Source organism: Azospirillum brasilense (assembly GCF_001315015.1).
Taxonomy (GTDB): Bacteria; Pseudomonadota; Alphaproteobacteria; order Azospirillales; family Azospirillaceae; genus Azospirillum; species Azospirillum brasilense.
In genome coordinates, this window is the sequence record NZ_CP012916.1 from 109,806 (window position 1) to 125,121 (window position 15,316).

The following is a 15,316-nucleotide window of genomic DNA, read 5'->3' on the forward strand; positions in this document are numbered from 1 at the left end:
GAACCCCCTTCCGGGTCGTGATTCAGCGGTTGACCGGCGTCGCCATCTGGATTACTGGCTCGAACACCGCTCTCCCTGGCCGCTCCGGCCGGCTGCCTCGACCCATCCCCACGGTCCTGGCGCCGCCGATGGCCGGGGAGACCCCGAGATCCGCATCGACACGCGATGCACGCCCGTCCGGCAGCGTTGAATGCCGGCTGATATGTTGTGAAGCAAGAAGGACGTATGACGTTTGATAACAAGCGCCGCCGCGCGGCGCCCAAGGGCGGCAACCGCCCGAACTCGAATTTTGGCGGCAACCGCCCGAACACGATTGTTGGCGATGTGCGCAGCGGCAAGTCCGGCGGCCCGCGTTTCCAGAAGAACCAGAACCCCAAGCCCTACGAGCGCCCCAAGGCGACCCGTCCGCCCGGCGCGCCGGTTCCCGGCCCGGTGCCGGGCCACGACGAGATCCTGTTCATCCCGCTCGGCGGCTGCTCGCGCATCGGCATGAACATGGCGCTCTACGGCCATGCCGGGAAGTGGCTGATCGTCGACGCCGGCGTCGCCTTCATGGGCGACGAGGCGCCGGGCGTCGACAGCCTGATGGCCGATCCCTCCTTCATCGAGGAGCGGATGGACGAGGTGGTCGGGCTGGTCGTCACCCACGCCCACGAAGACCACATCGGCGCCATCCACCACCTGTGGCCGGGGCTGGAATGCCCGATCTACGCAACCCCCTTCGCCGCTCACGTCATCCGTGAACGGCTGAAGGAGTCTGGAGGCCTGCGCCACGCCCGCATCCGGGTGTTCGAGCCGGGCGCCTCCTTCGAGATCGGTCCCTTCGGCATCGAGACCATCACCGTCACCCACTCGATCCCCGAGCCGGTGTCGGTGGCGATCCACACCAAGGCCGGCACGGTCCTGCACACCGGCGACTGGAAGTTCGACCCGCACCCGCTGGTCGGCCCGACCATGGACCTGGACGCGCTGAAGCGGCTGGGCGACCGCGGCGTGCTGGCGATGATGTGCGACAGCACCAACGCCAACGTCGACGGCACAACGGGGTCGGAGGCGGACGCCCGCGCCGGCCTGATCGAGGCCTTCGCCGGGCGCAAGGGCGCCATCGCTGTGACCGGCTTCGCGTCCAACGTCGCCCGCATGCAGGCGGTGGCGGAAGCCGCGGCGGCACACGACCGCAAGGTGGTGCTGGTCGGCCGGTCGATGCTGCGCATGGAGAAGGCGGCCCGCGCCAGCGGCTATCTGGAGAAGGCTCCGGAGTTCATCTCCATCATGGAAGCCTCCTGGACGCCGCGCCGGAACCTCGTCTTCCTGTGCACCGGCAGCCAGGGCGAGGAGCGGGCGGCGCTCAGCCGTCTGGCCCGCGACGGCCACCGCGAGCTGTGGCTGGAGAGTGGCGACACGGTGATCTTCTCCGCCCGCGCCATCCCCGGCAACGAGGTGGTGCTGGCCGACGTGCAGGACCATCTGAAGGCCAAGGGTGTGACGGTGGTGACCCCCGCCGACGCGCCGGTCCATGTGTCGGGCCACCCGAAGCGGGACGACCTGATCCGCATGTACGACCTGATCCGTCCGCGCTTCTCCGTGCCGGTGCACGGCACCATCGAGCATCTGGAGGCCCACGCCCGCCTCGCCCGCGCCTGCGGCGTGGAACGGGCGCTGGTTCCGGAGGATGGCGACATCCTGCGGATCGCCCGGGAAGGCACCGCGGTGATCGGCCATATGGAGGCCAAGCGCCTCGCCAACACCGGGCGGGAACTGATCCCCTGGACGGGCCTGCCCGTCGCGGAGGACGCGGACGCCCTGGCTGAAGCCATGGAATCGATGGCCGCCTGACGCGGCCATCCTCCCTCACCGCCATCTTTCAACGGGCCACGAATCACCAGAAGGGGACACCACCCTCCGTTCGCGCGCACCAGGGGCCGGCTCACGGCCCTTTTTTATCTTGGAGAGTTGCCCATGGCTGGCTATCCCGCCGACCGGCTTTCCTTTCCCGACATCCTCGACCCGGTGCTGGAAGCGCCGGACGGGGATGACACCGCCCTCGACCGTGCCATCAACGAGGTGGCCGAGGCGCTGGCCGACAGCGGGACCCTGATCGTCGATGCCCTGGGCCAGGCGGCCTACGGTGTGACCGACGAAGAGGCCGTCCTCGGCCTGATCGACACCTACATCCGCGTCCTCCTGCATCTTGGCGAGGTCGAGGAGGCGGCCGACATGGGCGAAGTGATCGAGCGCATCCAGAGTTTCCAGCGCCGACGCAAGCGCCGAGGCTCGCGCGCCTCCTGACCCCGTCTCCCCGCTCGGACCGGCCCTTTCCTCAGACCGGCGGAACCGTCCCGCCGGTCAGCCAGCGGGTCGCCAGGGCGCGCAGCCGCGCGGTCTGCTGCCGCTGGCGGTAGACGGACACCGCGTAGCCGATCCCGATGAAGCCGACAATCACCACCCAGAAGCCGAACAGATAGCGCCAGTCCGCCCCGGCGGTCAGCAGCACCAGCAGGACCAGCGTCACCACCCCCGCCACCACACCGCCGATGATTCGCATCCGCAGGAAGGCGGCTTCGTCGCTCTGTTCGAAATCCTCGGCCAGCGCCTGGATTTCCAGTCCGGCCTGACGGCGGGCCTCCGCCGCCGGGTTCAGCGCATCCATGCCATCTCCATTCCGTTTGTCGGGCCGTTTATCGGGCTTCGAACCCCAGGCGCGATGATCCGTCACATTCGCCTGCTATGAAAGGAAGAACAGGCGAAACGCGCTTCCGGCCCTTGGCGCTCACGGTGTGAATGGGCCGCTTCGGGGGAGTCTCAACCCATGCAGACCGGTTATGTGCGCACCTACGAACGTATCGCCCCGCTCTACGACGCGCTGGACCTCGGTTACGAGATGATGTGGAAGCGGCGCCTGCGGCGGGGCACCTTTCGCGGCCTGTCCGGGCGCATCCTCGACGCCGGGGCGGGCACCGGCCGCAACATCCCCTTCTACCCCGCCGGCGCCCGCGTGACCGCGGTGGACGCCAGCCCGGCCATGCTGGCCCGCGCCGCCAAGCGGGCGGACAAGCAGGGGCGGGCGGTTGAGTTCCAGGTGCTGGATCTGGCCGCCACCGGCTTCCCCGACGGCCATTTCGACCATGTGGTGGCGACCTTCGTTTTCTGCGTCCTGCCGGAGGAGCTTCAGGTGCCGGTGCTGTGCGAGATGCGGCGCATCCTGAAGCCGGAGGGGACGCTGCGCATTCTCGACTATACCCAGTCGGAGCGTTCGGCGGCCCGGCTGTGGATGCGCGTGGTGTCGCCCTGGCTGAGCTTCGCCTTCGCTGCCCGCTACACCGCCGGCTACGAGGCCCATCTGCCGCAGGCCGGCATGGGGGCGGTCGACAGCCGCTTCGTGATGGGCGATTGCGTCAAGCTGGTGGAGGCCCGCGCGGCCTGAGCCGCCGGGCCGTTCTGTCAGCCGGTCAGCCGGTCAGCCGGTCAGCCGGCGCGCCGCTGCTCGTGGGCCGGGCCGCCGCCGAAATGGTCGAGCGCCTGGGCGAGCGCGTCGTCGAACACCTCCGCCTTCTCGGTGAAATAGTCGAAGTAGCCGTAATGGCGGCGCAGCGGCAGCTCGGTCAGGGAGCGGATGCGGTAGGCCGGGTCGTTCAGAGTGCCGCGCTCCATCAGCTCGATCACCCGGCGCAGCCGCGCCACCTCCGCCTTGTAGGAGTTGGCGAACCACTGGCGGATCTTCCAGTTCTCCACCTCCAGCTGGTTGCGCGGCACCGGCCCGATCCACGAAACGGGGAAGGGCGCGGCCACCGTCACCTCGTCGAAGCCGTGCAGTTCCGACAGGATGATGCTGCGGTGATAGGCGCCGTCGATCAGCCCGCCGGGGGCCTCCTCGAAGCCGTAGAGATAGAGCCAGAGGGCGCTCTCGACCGCTTCCGCGGTGATGTCCTCCAGCCCGACCTCGCCGGCCATCAGGCGGCGGGCGGCGGCGTTGCCGTGCAACAGCCCGTTGCCGGAGCGGAAATCGTAGGTGTTGAAGACGACGCCGACCTCGGCCTCGTTCAGGGTGCGGGCGATCTCGGCCACGGTGTCGCGGTCGCGCACCGGAGCGTATTGGCGGGCCGGGATCAGCCGCTCCAGCACCGCCGAGGGCGACAGCGGGACATCCAGCCAGCGCCGCGCGTGCTCGCCCAACACCGGGCGGAACACGCCCTTGTGTCCGAACAGGGCGGTCTGCCAGGCCTGGAGCAGCCCACCGGACGCCCCCCGGTGTTCGAGAAGCAGGCGGCGCACGTCTTCGCCGCGCAGCCAGGCGGCAAGCACGACGATCTGCCCGGAGGTCACCGTGAACAGGTCGGGCATCCGCTCCAGGCGGTCGAGCGCCGTCAGCACGCCCGCGCCGTGCAGGTTGAACCCACCGAAGCCGCCCAGGGCGACCGCTCGTTTCTGCATGTGAAAAACTCCAACCAAAGACCAACCATCCCGCGAGGCGTCGCTGTCACGGACCGCCTGCGGGGCGTTACTGTTGCTGTGTCAGGGAAAAATGAGGGCCGTCCGTGTCAACCGGCGGCTTGGCCGCCATCCAGGCGGTGGGGATTGAGGTCAGCCGTCCGTCCTTTCAGAAACGCGGCCAGCCGGCCCAGTAGGGACCGGAGATGGTCGGCACGCATCCGGGCGGCCTTGCGGCGGATAAGCTGCATGTCGCGTTCAGAGGGAAGGGCGGAAGCGAAGCGCGAAGGCGTGTTCATAAGGGACCTCCTCAAAGGACTGAGAAGGCGTCTCCCCCTCGGGAAAGGGTTTATCGTTATGTTGCAGTGCACAATATGGGGCAGTGCCACTGCCCCGTCAAGGCTGGTCCGCTTTTTGTCCACCGCTCTCCGGTCGGGAAGGGAGGATCAGTCCCCGGTCCGGCTCAACGGATTGTGGTTCAAAAGATTCTGGATGGCGCTTTGAAGCTGCCGCGGGGTGACCGGCTTGCGCACCACGGCCAGCCCGAGTGCCGCCGCGTCGCGGTCGCATTCGGTGCCGATCTCTCCGGTCAGGATGATCGCCGGAACCGGCGATCCGACCAGCCCGCGGATTTGCACGATGGCTTCCGTTCCGATCCGGCCATTGCGCAGCCTGTAGTCGGCGATGATCAGGTCCGGGTGGCGGTCCAGTCCGCGCAGCCGCTCCAGAGCCTGCGCGGCGGAGCCGGCGACGGCCACCTCGTACCCCCATTCCTGGAAGATGGTCCGCAGCCCCATCAGGACGATGACGTCGTCCTCGACCAGAACGGCCAAGCGCCCGTCGCCGGATGGGGAGGTCTCGGCTTCGGGGGCGGGAAGAGGGATGGTCGGGGCGGCACGCGGCGCCTCGATGGCGAAGACCGATCCATGGGCCGGTTCGGAGCGCACCGACACCGGATGGTTCAGCAGCCGGGACAGCCGCTTCACGATGGCGAGTCCCAGGCCAAGCCCCTGGCTGCGGTCGCGTTCCGGGTTGCCGACCTGATGGAACTCCTCGAAGACCTTGGTCTGTTGCTCCGCCGAGATGCCAATGCCGCTGTCCTGCACCATGATGCGGACGGTGCCGTCCGCCGCCTCGCAGGACACGCGGACATAGCCCGCCTCGGTGTAGCGGATGGCGTTCTCCACCAGATTGCGGAGCATCCGGCCGAGCAGCAACCGGTCGCTGCACACCGCCAGATCCGGTGCGGGTTGGACGACGGTGAACTCCAGCCCCTTGCTGGAAGCGATCGGAACATAGGCCGCCTCGATCTCGTCCAGCATCGGGCGCAGGGGCACCGTGTCGATCTGCGGGGTTATGACGCCGGCATCCAGGCGCGACACGTCCAGCAGGCTGTCGAGAAGGTTCTTCAAGGTCTCCAGCGCCCGTTCCAGCGAAGCCAGCGGGCTGTGGCCCTTGTCGGGATCGACGTGGCGTTGCAGGACACCGGCGAACAGCAGGGCGGATTGCAGCGGCTGGCGCAGGTCGTGGCTGGCCGCCGCCAGAAACTTCGACTTGGAGATGTTGGCCTCGTCGGCCTTCGCCTTGGCGTCGCGCAGGGCCTGCTCCATTGCCTTGCGCCCGGTGATGTCGAGATTCAATCCGCTGAGCCGGACCAAGCGCCCACCGTCGTAGACGGGGCGCCCGATCGCCATGATCCAACGCACCCCGTCGCGCGGATGGAGGATGCGGAATTCCCCGCGGTAATCGGAGCGCCGCGCCTCCAGCACATCCTTCGTGAACCGCCGCACCGAGTCCCGGTCCGCCGGGTGCACCAGCTCGAAAAAGCTGTCCTCGCCAGGCGTGAAGCTGTCCGGGGTGACGCCGTACAGCCGGTACATACCGTCCGACCAGGCCAGCGTCCGGTCGCGCAGGTCGAAATCCCAGATGCCGGCCTCCGACGCGGCCAGTGCAATGGTCAGCCGTTCCTCGCTGCGGCGCAGCGCCTCCTCCAGCGCCTTGCGCTCGGTGATGTCGAGATTCAGGCCGTTGAAATGCAGCGGCGTGCCGTCCGGACCATAGCTGACGCGTCCGATCGACGAGACCCAGCGGACGGCGCCGCCAGGCTGAATGATGCGATATTCCAGTCGGATGTAGGCACGCCGCTCGGCGAGCATTTCCGCCTGGGCCTTCAGCGTGGCAATGTCGAAATCGTCGGGATGGACCACCGACCGCCAGACGGCGCTGGTCGTCTCGTGCACCGCCGGGTCGAGGCCGAAGATGCGGAAGGTCTCGTCCGACCAATGCCCCTGGCCGTTCGTCAGATCCCAGTCGAAGGTGCCGGCCAAGGCGGATTCAAGGGCAAGGCTCAACCGGTCCTTGCTTTTGCGCAGATCGTCCTCGGCCTGCCGCCGCCGGGTGATGTCGAGAAGATAGACCGACATCCCGTTCGCGTTGGGAAAGGCCCGCATCCAGAACCAGCGTCCGGTGCGCATGCCTTGGAACTCGTCGTCGATTGGCGTCTGTCCGGCCATCGCCTGATGGGCCTTGTGCCACATCGGTGTGCCGACCAGTTCCGGAAAGGCATCCCACAGCGACTGTCCGCGCAGGTCGCGGCCCTGGGCGACCAGGGTGACCGCCTTGTCGTTCAGATAGGTGAAGCGCCAGTCGTGATCCAGTTCGATCACGCCGTCCACCGTGCTGCCAAGCACCGCCGCCATTCGCAGCGCGTTGCTGCGCGCCAGTTCATGCGCGCGCAGGAAGCGCCACAGGCTCCATCCTGCGGTGAGCCCGGCGAACAGGAAAAGCCCGGTAAAGATGACGAGCGTGCGCCGGGCGGCCGCGTTGACCGGCCGCATGGATGCGTCCTTGTCCAGGCTGACATGGACGTAGAGGTTGGGAACGCCGGCGGCCAGCGGTGACACCGCGGTGATCCGCATCCGTCCATCCGGACCGGGGGCTTCGACCACACGCCGCTCGCCCCGGTCCAGCAGAGCCCGGTAAGGCGTGTGGAGCGGTCGGCCGACGGTGTCCGGCATCTCCGGCTGGTGCGCCAGGACGATGCCGGAGCGGTCGGCGATCACCACCTCCGCGTCGTCCGGCAGGCTCTTCTCGCGAAGGAACAGGTTCAGCCATGTGGTGTCGAGGAGCACCGTCGCCACCCCGGCCGGAACTCCGTTCTCGTCCTTGTAGGCGAGGGCGAAGGGAATCGATGGGCGTCCCGTGGTGCGGGAGGTCAGGGTGGCCCCGTTGGACTGCACTCCGGTGGTCAGCGCCTCACGCCAATAACTGCGGTCGGCGACGGAAAGACCGCGCGCCTGCGGTTCGGTGGAGCACCAGATGGTCCCGGCCCGGTTGCTGACGCTCACCGCCAGATACGGGGGAAACTTCGCCTTGATCCGAAGAAGTGTATCCTGACAGGCCGCTGGAGACAGATGCCCTATACCCATCTCTGTAAGGGCAACCAAAACGTGTTCGATATCGTCGGCGATGCGCTGTTGTTCGGATTCGACTTGATCCAGAAGCTGCATCGATTCCAGACGGATTTCTGTTTCCCGGGACTTGCGCAATTCCAGGATGTTGTGCACTTCGAAGGCGATCAGTGGTAATGCAACCACAAGGAAAATAATCGACAACCGAGGCGCCGACCATCCAGGCCGCTGGTCCGGCTCGCTGGTCTTCACCCGTATCTCCCTACTCCACCCTTCCGCGGGCAAAGATTGCCAGAATACGATGGTAATTAAAACAGGCTGTCCGTTCTATCCCAAGCGCCGGCCCTCCTTTTCATGGAAAGAGTGTTACGGCATGGGCTGCGTGTAACCATAGGTGGCTTCTACCGCGGCCGCCAGCCGCAGCACCGCCGCGTCGGACAGACGCGGACCGGCGATCTGGAGCCCAACGGGGAGTCCACCGCTCTCCGTCAGCCCGCAAGGGACCGAGCAGGCCGGTGCGTAGCAGTGATTGAACAGCGGCGTGAAGACCGCGTGCCCGCGTGGCGTCACCGGACGCCCGTCGATGGTGGCGGGGCCGAGCCGGTCGAACGGCCAAGCGGTGACCGGAGTCGTCGGGCAGACCAGCAGGTCGTAGCGCGTGAAGAGGGCGGCCAGTGCGCGGTACGCCTCTTCCCGCAGGTGCAGGGCGCGGGCGACCTCCGCGCCGCTGGTGCGCAGGCCGGCGTCGATCTGCTGCCCGATGTCCGGGTCGAACAGCTCCGGCGCCGCGCGGAAGCGCTCGCCGTAGAGCGCGGCGAGGCCGGCGAACTGGAGGGGCATCAGGCCGTTTTCCCCGGCGCCCTCGGGCCAGACCGGGTCGGCCTCCTCGACGATGGCCCCGGCATCGGCGAGGCGGTGGACGGCGCGCTCCACGCAGGCCGCGACCTCCGGGTCCACGGGGGCGTCCAGACCCAGCCGCCGGGAGTAGGCGATGCGCAGGCCCGCCGGGTCGGGGTTGGCGGCGGCACGGACGAAGGAGCCGGATACCGCCACCGATTGCGGGTCGCGCGGGTCCGGCCCGGCCAGCGCGTCGAGCATCAGCGCCACGTCGGCGACGGAGCGGGCCATCTGGCCGATCACCGAATTGCCGAACACCGGCTCGGCGAAGCCGACGGGGTGGGGGACGATTCCGGCCGAGGGCTTCATGCCGACCACCCCGACATGGGCCGCCGGCCGGCGGGTGGAGCCGCCGCCGTCGGTGCAGAGCGCCAGCGGCGCCAGCCCCGCCGCCACCGCGCTGGCCGCCCCGCCGGAGGAGCCGCCGGGGGTCAGCGACAGGTCCCAGGGATTGCGGGTCGGGCCGTGCAGGAGGTTGGTCGTCACCCCCTTGCAGGCGAATTCGGAGCAGTTGGTGATGCCCGCGAAGACGGCGCCCGCGGCGCGCAGCCGGGCCACCGCCACCGCGTCCTCCGGCGCCACGAAGCCCTCGAACAGCCGCGATCCCTGGCGGACCGGCTGGCCGCGCACCCAGATGTTGTCCTTCACCGTGAAGGGCACGCCGAGCAGGGGCAGCGCCTCGCCCTGCGCGGCGCGCTGGTCGGCGGCCCGCGCCTCCGCCCGCCCGGCCTCCGGATCGAGATGAACGATGGCGTTCAGCCGCGGATTCTCCGCCGCGACCCGCTCCAGAAGGTCGTCGTAAAGGGCGGCGGCGCTGACCTCGCGGGCAGCGACCTGTTCGGCGATCCGGAGGGCGCTCATCATGCGCATGGGGTGTCCTTGGCGGCGGTGGAAAGGTCGGGGGTGGGGGCTGGCGGCAGGGGGACGACCAGCGCCGCGGCGCCGGCCAGCGCGACGGCGGCGGCGGCCAGATAGCCGGCGGAATAGCCGAAACCCCCGGCGACCAGCAGGCTGAACAGCGCCGGTCCGATGACCAGCCCGGCGTAGGCGATGGCGAGCATGCCGCCCGTCGCCTCGCCCGCCCGGCCCGTCGGGGCGAGACGGGCGACCTCCGAGACGAACAGGCCGTTCCAGCCGCTCGCCGACAGGCCGAAGGCGGCGCAGACGGCCAGAAAGGCGGGCGCCGGCCAGCCGGGGGAGGCGATGGCGACGAGGGCGGCGGCGATGCTCATGGCGATGCCCAGCCCGGCGAGGATGACGCGGGGCGGCGCCCAGCGCGTCGCCACGAGGCCCCAGCCGACGCGCCCGATCAGCCCGGCGCCCTGCGCCACCGCCAGCGCCGTCCCGGCCAGCGGCAGGCTCCAGCCCAGTCCGGTCACCGCGAAACTGACCAGGAAGCCGTTCAGGCAGAGCTGCATGGCCGAGAAGGCGCAGACCGCCATGGCCAGCCGGCGCAGCGCCGGTTCCCCGGCGACCAGATCGAGCGCGCGCTTCAGCGTGCCGCGGCCGGCGGGACGGGGGGCGGCGCGGTCGTCGCCGTCATGGCGGCGGGCCAGCGGCTCCAGGACGAGCGCCAGCACGGCGGTGGCGCCGGCCACGACCAGCAGGCTGGCCTGCCAGCCGACGGACAGGACCAGCAGTGGCACGGCGAACCCAGCGGCCATGCCGCCGAACTGGTTGCCGGTCTGGCGCAGCGAGAAGACCAGCGGCCGCTTCTCCGGCGGGGTCAGCCGGGACAGCAGCTGCGTGCTGGCCGGGGTCTCCGGGCCGAAGGCGAAGCCCAGCGCCAGCGCCCCCAGCAGGAAGGCGATGGGAAGGGCGCTGGCCGACAGCAGCGCGGCCCCGGCGGCGGCGAGCAGGCAGGCCTGGCAGGTGCGGATCGCTCCCCAGCGCGCGATCAGCCCGCCCGCCCCCAGCGACGCGGGGATGGCGGCGGTGAAGACGACCGCGGTATAAAGGCCGAGAAGCCCCGGATCGACCCCCAGGTCGGGCGCCGCCTGCGGCGCGATCACCGGGATGGCGAAGAGACACAGCCCGACGAACGCCTGAACCGCCGCCATGGCGATCAGAGGCAGCAACCAGACGTTCATGGGAACTCCACACAGGAAAGGGACGGGCCGATGGCCGGCGGGATTTCGTTGCATGCGGTGGACGTGGCGCGCGGGGTGCCCGCCGAGGGGATGCGGGTGGAACTCTATGCTTTGCGGGACGGACAGCGGGGCAAGCTAGCGGAAAGCCGTTTGTGTGCCAATGGCGCGCTTGATCATCCGGTGGTCGGCGGGGCGGGCGTGACGGCGGGCGTCTACGAGGCGGTGTTCCACATCGGCCCTTGGCTGCGCGCGCAAGGCGTGGGGGCGGCGGAACCGGCCTTCCTGGAGGAGGCGCCGTTCCGCTTCACCGTCACCGACGTGGACCAGCACTACCATCTGCCGCTGAAGTTCACCCCCTGGGGCTATTCCCTGTTCCGGGGAGCATAAGTCAGCGGAGCTGGCGCGACAGGCCGGCGACCCGCTCCATCACCACCATCGCCAGGACGGTGACGGCGATCAGCACGCCGGACACCGCCGCGGCGCGGACGTCCAGGCTGTTCTCCAGGATCTGCCACATGCGGATGGGCAGCACCTCGTTGCGGGCGTCGGCCATGAACAGCGACACCGGGATGTTGTCGAAGCTCGACATGAAGGCGATGAAGGCCCCGGCGCCGATGCCGTTGCGGATGGTCGGCAGCGTCACCCGGCGGAAGGTGTAGAGGCGCCCGGCCCCCAGGCTCTCGGAGCTTTCCAGGAGCGCCGGGTCGAGCTGGGCGAGGCTCGCCAGCGTGGTGCGCAGGACGTAGGGCACGCTGACCACGATATGGCCGATGGCCAGCGTCAGGAAGGACAGCTCCACCCCCGCCGTGCTGAAGAACACCAGCGAGGCGAGGCCGAAGGCCAGCGCCGGCAGGACCAGCGGCGACATGAACAGCGCGTCGAGCCCGCGCGCCCAGGCCCGCCGGCTGCGCCCGATGGCCAGCGCGGCGGCGGTGCCCAGCGCCACCGACACGGCGGTCACCACGGCGCCCAGCTTCAGGCTGACCAGGGCGGCGTCCTGGAGCTGCCACGCGTCGATCAGCGAGGCGTACCAGCGCAGGCTATAGGACGGCGGCGGGAACTTCAGCGAATAGCCATCGGTGAAGGAGGTGACGAGCACCACCAGGGTCGGCGCCGCCAGCAGCAGCAGCGCCGCACCGGCGAGCGTGCCCATGACGAGGCCGAAGGAGGCGCTTCCCAGGGTCGGGCGCTGCATGTCAGGCATGGACGTACCCCTTGCTGGCGCGGCCCAGCAGGTTGAACAGCATCACGACGCCCAGCACCGACACCATGAAGACGATGGAGATGGCGGCGGCGAAGGGCCAGTTGTGGAGCGTGATGGTCTGTTGATAGATGTATTGCGGCATGAACAGCATCTGCCCGCCGCCGACCAGCGACTGGGTGATGAAGGCGGTGACGGCGGCGGCGTAGGTCAGCAGGCAGCCGGCGACGATTCCCGGCAGGCTCAGTGGCAGCGTCACCTTGAGGAAGCCCCGCCACGGCCCGGCGCCCAGCGCTGCCGAGGCGTCAAGCAGGTTGGGATCGAGCCGCGACAGGGTGGTGATGAGCGGCAGCACCATCAGCGGCATCTGCACCTGCACCAGGGCGGCGACCAGACCGCCTTCGGTGTAGAGCAGGCGCAGCGGCGTCTCCGCCAGACCCAGCGACAGCAGCAGGTTGTTGACGATGCCGTCCCGCCCCAGGATGACGATCCAGGCGAAGGTGCGGACCACGACGGAGGTCAGCAGCGGCAGGATGATGACGAGGATCAGCGCCGACTGCATCCGCGGCCCGCTGCGGGTGTAGAGCCAGGCCAGCGGATAGCCGAACAGCAGGGTTAGCGCCGTGACCTTCACCCCCAGCAGCAGCGTGCTGCCGAGCACGGCCAGATTGAAGGTGTCTCCGAAGAAGCGGATGTACTGGTCCAGCCCGAACCGCGTCATCTCCGCGTCGGCGTAGAGGCTGACGGCGACCAGCAGGAGCAGCGGCGTCACGAAGAACACCGCGAAGAAGGCGGCCAGCGGCAGCGCCAGCGTCCATTCCCGCCCGATGCGGGGCCGTGCGGCGGTCGCGGGTCCGGCAAGGCCGGGGGCGGTGATGGCGGTCATGGGGTGGAGTCCTGTGGGGGCAATTGCCTTCTTAGCCCTCTCCCCAGAGGGGAGAGGGCTAAGAAGGCCAATCCGGAGAGGGTTGGGTGGGGGCCCGTTTCCCGCACTTACACCTTGATCTCCTTGTTGAACCGCTCGATCCAGCCGGCGCGGTTCTGGTTGATCACCGACCAGTCGTGGAACACGAAGGACGCCTTCAACTCCTCCTGGTCCTTGGCGATCATGCGGGCGATGTCGCCGTCCATCTGCACCTTCGAGTTCGTCGGGATGACGTAGAAGGGCGCCTGCATCAGCTTGGTCTGGACCTCCGGCGCCATGGCGGATTCGATGAGCGCCGCCGCCAGCTTGGCGTTGGGGGAATTCTTGGTGATGTGGGCGGTGGTCAGGAAGGCGATGGTGCCGGTCTTCGGCTTGGCGAACTCCACCGGCACGCCGCGGGCGCGCAGGATCTGGATGGCGTTGAAGTTGCCCGGGGAGATGTCGATCTGGCCCTGCTGGAACAGGGTGGCGAGCGCGCCGGGGTTGGGCGCCACGGCGCCGAGATTCGGCTGAAGCTCCTTGAGCGCGGCGAAGGCCGGCTCGATGTCGTTCTCGCCGCCGCCGCGGGTCTTCGCCAGCTCGACCATGAACGCGGTGCCGAGCGTCGAGTTCATGTTGGTGATGCCGACGCGGCCCTTGTACTCCGGCTTCCACAGGTCGTCCCAGCTCGTCGGCGGGGTCTTGACCTTCTCCGGGTTGTAGGTGATGCCGACCGCCTGGAAGAAGATGCCCGGCCCTTCGGGAAGCTGGGCCACCGGCAGCAGGTCCTGGTAGTTCTTGCTGTCCGCGACGGGGAATGGGGCGGCCAGATCCTGGCCGATCACCGACAGGCGCGGGCCGGGGTCCATCAGCATCACGTCGATCGGCGGGTTGGCCTTGGCGGCGGACACCTTGGCGATCATGTCCACCGACAGCATCGGGTCCAGCGCGATGTCGGCGTTGCCCGTGGCCTTGCGGAAATGCGGGACGATGACGTCGCGGTGGGCTTCCTCCCAGCTTCCGGTGAAGGTGGCGAACACCAGCTTGCGCGCCTGCGCCCAGCTCATGCCGGGGAACAGGGACATGGCGCCGAGCGTGAGGCCGGCGGCGAGGATCTGGCGGCGGTCGAGGGTCATCGGCGGGCACTCCAGGGGGAGGAGAAGAAGAGGGGGAGGGGAGGAATCAGGCGCCCGCGGGAACGGCGAAGGCGCGGCAGGTCTGGGGGGAGACGGGTTGCAGCCGGACCGGCGTGCCGGGCGCGCGCAGCGCGGCGCCGGCCACGCGCGGCTCGGTCACCTTCACCTGCCCGCCATCGGCGGTGCGCACCTCGTAGACGACCACGGGGCCGAGCGGCAGGGCGAGGTCCACGGTGCCGGCGATCTGCTGGGGCGCCGCCTCGGTGGCGAGCCGCAGGTTTTCCGGGCGCACGCAGAGGATGGCGGGGTCGCCGGCGGCCAGCGCGGCGTCGGGGGTGACGGCGGTCAGAACGGTGCCGGCCTCCAGCGCCACCTCGGCGACGCTGCCGGAGGCGCGGACGACGCGGCCCCGCAACTGGTTGGCGCTGCCGACGAAGCCGTTGACGAACAGGGTCCCGGGACGGTCGTAGACGTCTTCCGGCGTGCCGAACTGCTCCAGCTTGCCCCGGCTCAACACGGCGATGCGGTCGGCCATGCTCAGCGCCTCCTCCTGGTCGTGGGTGACCATGATGGTGGTGATGCCGAAGCGGCGCTGGAGCTGCTTGATCTCGATCTGCATGTCCAGCCGCAGATTCTTGTCGAGCGCCGCGAAGGGCTCGTCGAGCAGCAGGATGCTCGGCTGGATGGCCAGGGCGCGGGCCAGCGCCACGCGCTGCTGCTGCCCGCCGGACAGCTGTTTGGGGAAGCGGTCCCGCATGGCGTCCAGCTTCACCAGACCCAGCATCGCCTCCACCCGAGCCCGCACGGCGTCGCGGGCGGCACCCCGCGCCTCCAGCCCGTAGGCAACGTTCTGCGCCACGGTCATGTGCGGGAACAGGGCGTAATTCTGGAACACGATGCCGACGCCACGCCCGGCGGGCGGAAGGCTGTCGACCACGCGGTCGCCGATGACGACGCGGCCGAGCGTCTGCGCCTGGAATCCGGCGAGGATGCGCAGCAGCGTGGTCTTGCCGCAGCCGGACGGCCCCAGCAAGGCCACCAGCTCGCCCGCCTTGATCTCCAGCGTCACGTTGTCCACGGCGGTCGAGGCGCCGAAGCGGTGGGTGATGCCGTCCAGCGTCACCGCGACGCCCGCTGGCGCTGCGGGAGCCTCCGCGGCGGGCTGCGGGGACGGGTGGCGGTGCGAACGGGCGGATTGGAGTGCGGCCATGGGGCGTGTCCTGGTAGGGCGCACCGGCGGAAACCCCGGT

At 69.4% G+C, this 15,316-nt stretch carries 15 protein-coding genes; 5 read left to right on the forward strand and 10 right to left on the reverse strand.

Features of this window, described 5'->3' with window-relative positions:
* Positions 1–225 precede the first annotated feature (225 nt).
* Both AMK58_RS22090 and AMK58_RS22095 read left to right on the forward strand, forming a co-directional pair.
* Entirely contained in the window at positions 226–1,836 is a 1,611-nt protein-coding gene (locus AMK58_RS22090) for a ribonuclease J (protein ID WP_236778329.1), read from the forward strand.
* A gap of 123 nt (positions 1,837–1,959) precedes the next feature.
* Positions 1,960–2,289 carry a hypothetical protein gene (locus AMK58_RS22095; RefSeq protein ID WP_014241828.1) on the forward strand — a complete coding sequence of 110 codons (330 nt, stop codon included), beginning with the start codon at positions 1,960–1,962 and terminating at the stop codon, positions 2,287–2,289.
* Positions 2,290–2,320: 31 nt separating this feature from the next.
* On the opposite strand, the gene AMK58_RS22100 is transcribed toward AMK58_RS22095, so the two are convergent.
* On the reverse strand, positions 2,321–2,650 hold the full coding sequence (locus tag AMK58_RS22100; protein ID WP_035679689.1) for a hypothetical protein: 330 nt from the start codon (positions 2,648–2,650) through the stop codon (positions 2,321–2,323).
* Positions 2,651–2,809: 159 nt separating this feature from the next.
* Between AMK58_RS22100 and AMK58_RS22105 the strand changes: the two genes are divergently transcribed.
* Complete coding sequence (locus tag AMK58_RS22105; RefSeq protein WP_035679686.1) at positions 2,810–3,424, forward strand: class I SAM-dependent methyltransferase; 615 nt, start codon at positions 2,810–2,812, stop codon at positions 3,422–3,424.
* A gap of 41 nt (positions 3,425–3,465) precedes the next feature.
* Here the strand turns inward: AMK58_RS22105 and AMK58_RS22110 are convergent, their stop codons facing one another.
* From AMK58_RS22110 to AMK58_RS29910, 3 genes are all read right to left on the reverse strand, one after another.
* Positions 3,466–4,431: a hypothetical protein gene (locus tag AMK58_RS22110; protein WP_051140695.1), complete on the reverse strand. Its 966-nt coding sequence runs from the start codon at positions 4,429–4,431 to the stop codon at positions 3,466–3,468.
* Positions 4,432–4,538: 107 nt separating this feature from the next.
* Entirely contained in the window at positions 4,539–4,727 is a 189-nt protein-coding gene (locus AMK58_RS30645) for a hypothetical protein (protein WP_035679683.1), read from the reverse strand.
* Between the two features lie 147 nt (positions 4,728–4,874).
* Positions 4,875–7,856 (reverse strand): PAS domain-containing protein, encoded by a 2,982-nt coding sequence (locus tag AMK58_RS29910; RefSeq protein ID WP_257722161.1) that lies wholly within the window; start codon positions 7,854–7,856, stop codon positions 4,875–4,877.
* Here AMK58_RS29910 and AMK58_RS30975 point away from each other — a divergent pair.
* Positions 7,842–8,015, forward strand: coding sequence for a hypothetical protein (locus AMK58_RS30975; protein ID WP_158283134.1), 174 nt, complete (start codon positions 7,842–7,844; stop codon positions 8,013–8,015). The two genes, AMK58_RS29910 and AMK58_RS30975, sit on opposite strands and share 15 nt — an antisense overlap.
* A gap of 189 nt (positions 8,016–8,204) precedes the next feature.
* Here the strand turns inward: AMK58_RS30975 and AMK58_RS22120 are convergent, their stop codons facing one another.
* The gene (locus tag AMK58_RS22120) at positions 8,205–9,605 is read right to left on the reverse strand and encodes an amidase (protein WP_059399466.1); all 1,401 of its coding nucleotides are present in this window, start codon (positions 9,603–9,605) and stop codon (positions 8,205–8,207) included.
* Positions 9,596–10,825 carry an MFS transporter gene (locus tag AMK58_RS22125; protein ID WP_059399467.1) on the reverse strand — a complete coding sequence of 410 codons (1,230 nt, stop codon included), beginning with the start codon at positions 10,823–10,825 and terminating at the stop codon, positions 9,596–9,598. The genes AMK58_RS22120 and AMK58_RS22125 overlap by 10 nt, the downstream gene beginning before the upstream one ends.
* A gap of 30 nt (positions 10,826–10,855) precedes the next feature.
* On the opposite strand from AMK58_RS22125, the gene AMK58_RS22130 reads away from it, so the two are divergent.
* Positions 10,856–11,212, forward strand: coding sequence for a hydroxyisourate hydrolase (locus AMK58_RS22130; protein ID WP_035679671.1), 357 nt, complete (start codon positions 10,856–10,858; stop codon positions 11,210–11,212).
* Between the two features lies 1 nt (position 11,213).
* Here the strand turns inward: AMK58_RS22130 and AMK58_RS22135 are convergent, their stop codons facing one another.
* From AMK58_RS22135 to AMK58_RS22150, 4 genes are all read right to left on the reverse strand, one after another.
* A complete protein-coding gene (locus tag AMK58_RS22135) occupies positions 11,214–12,029 on the reverse strand; it encodes an ABC transporter permease (protein WP_035679669.1) in 816 nt (271 codons plus the stop codon).
* Positions 12,022–12,912, reverse strand: a complete 891-nt coding sequence (locus tag AMK58_RS22140) for an ABC transporter permease (protein WP_035679668.1) — start codon at positions 12,910–12,912, stop codon at positions 12,022–12,024. Before AMK58_RS22140 ends, AMK58_RS22135 begins: the two co-directional genes overlap by 8 nt.
* Positions 12,913–13,019: 107 nt before the next feature.
* Positions 13,020–14,066, reverse strand: a complete 1,047-nt coding sequence (locus tag AMK58_RS22145; protein ID WP_035679667.1) for an ABC transporter substrate-binding protein — start codon at positions 14,064–14,066, stop codon at positions 13,020–13,022.
* Positions 14,067–14,112: 46 nt separating this feature from the next.
* Positions 14,113–15,276, reverse strand: coding sequence for an ABC transporter ATP-binding protein (locus AMK58_RS22150; protein WP_104675353.1), 1,164 nt, complete (start codon positions 15,274–15,276; stop codon positions 14,113–14,115).
* Between the last annotated feature and the right edge of the window lie 40 nt (positions 15,277–15,316).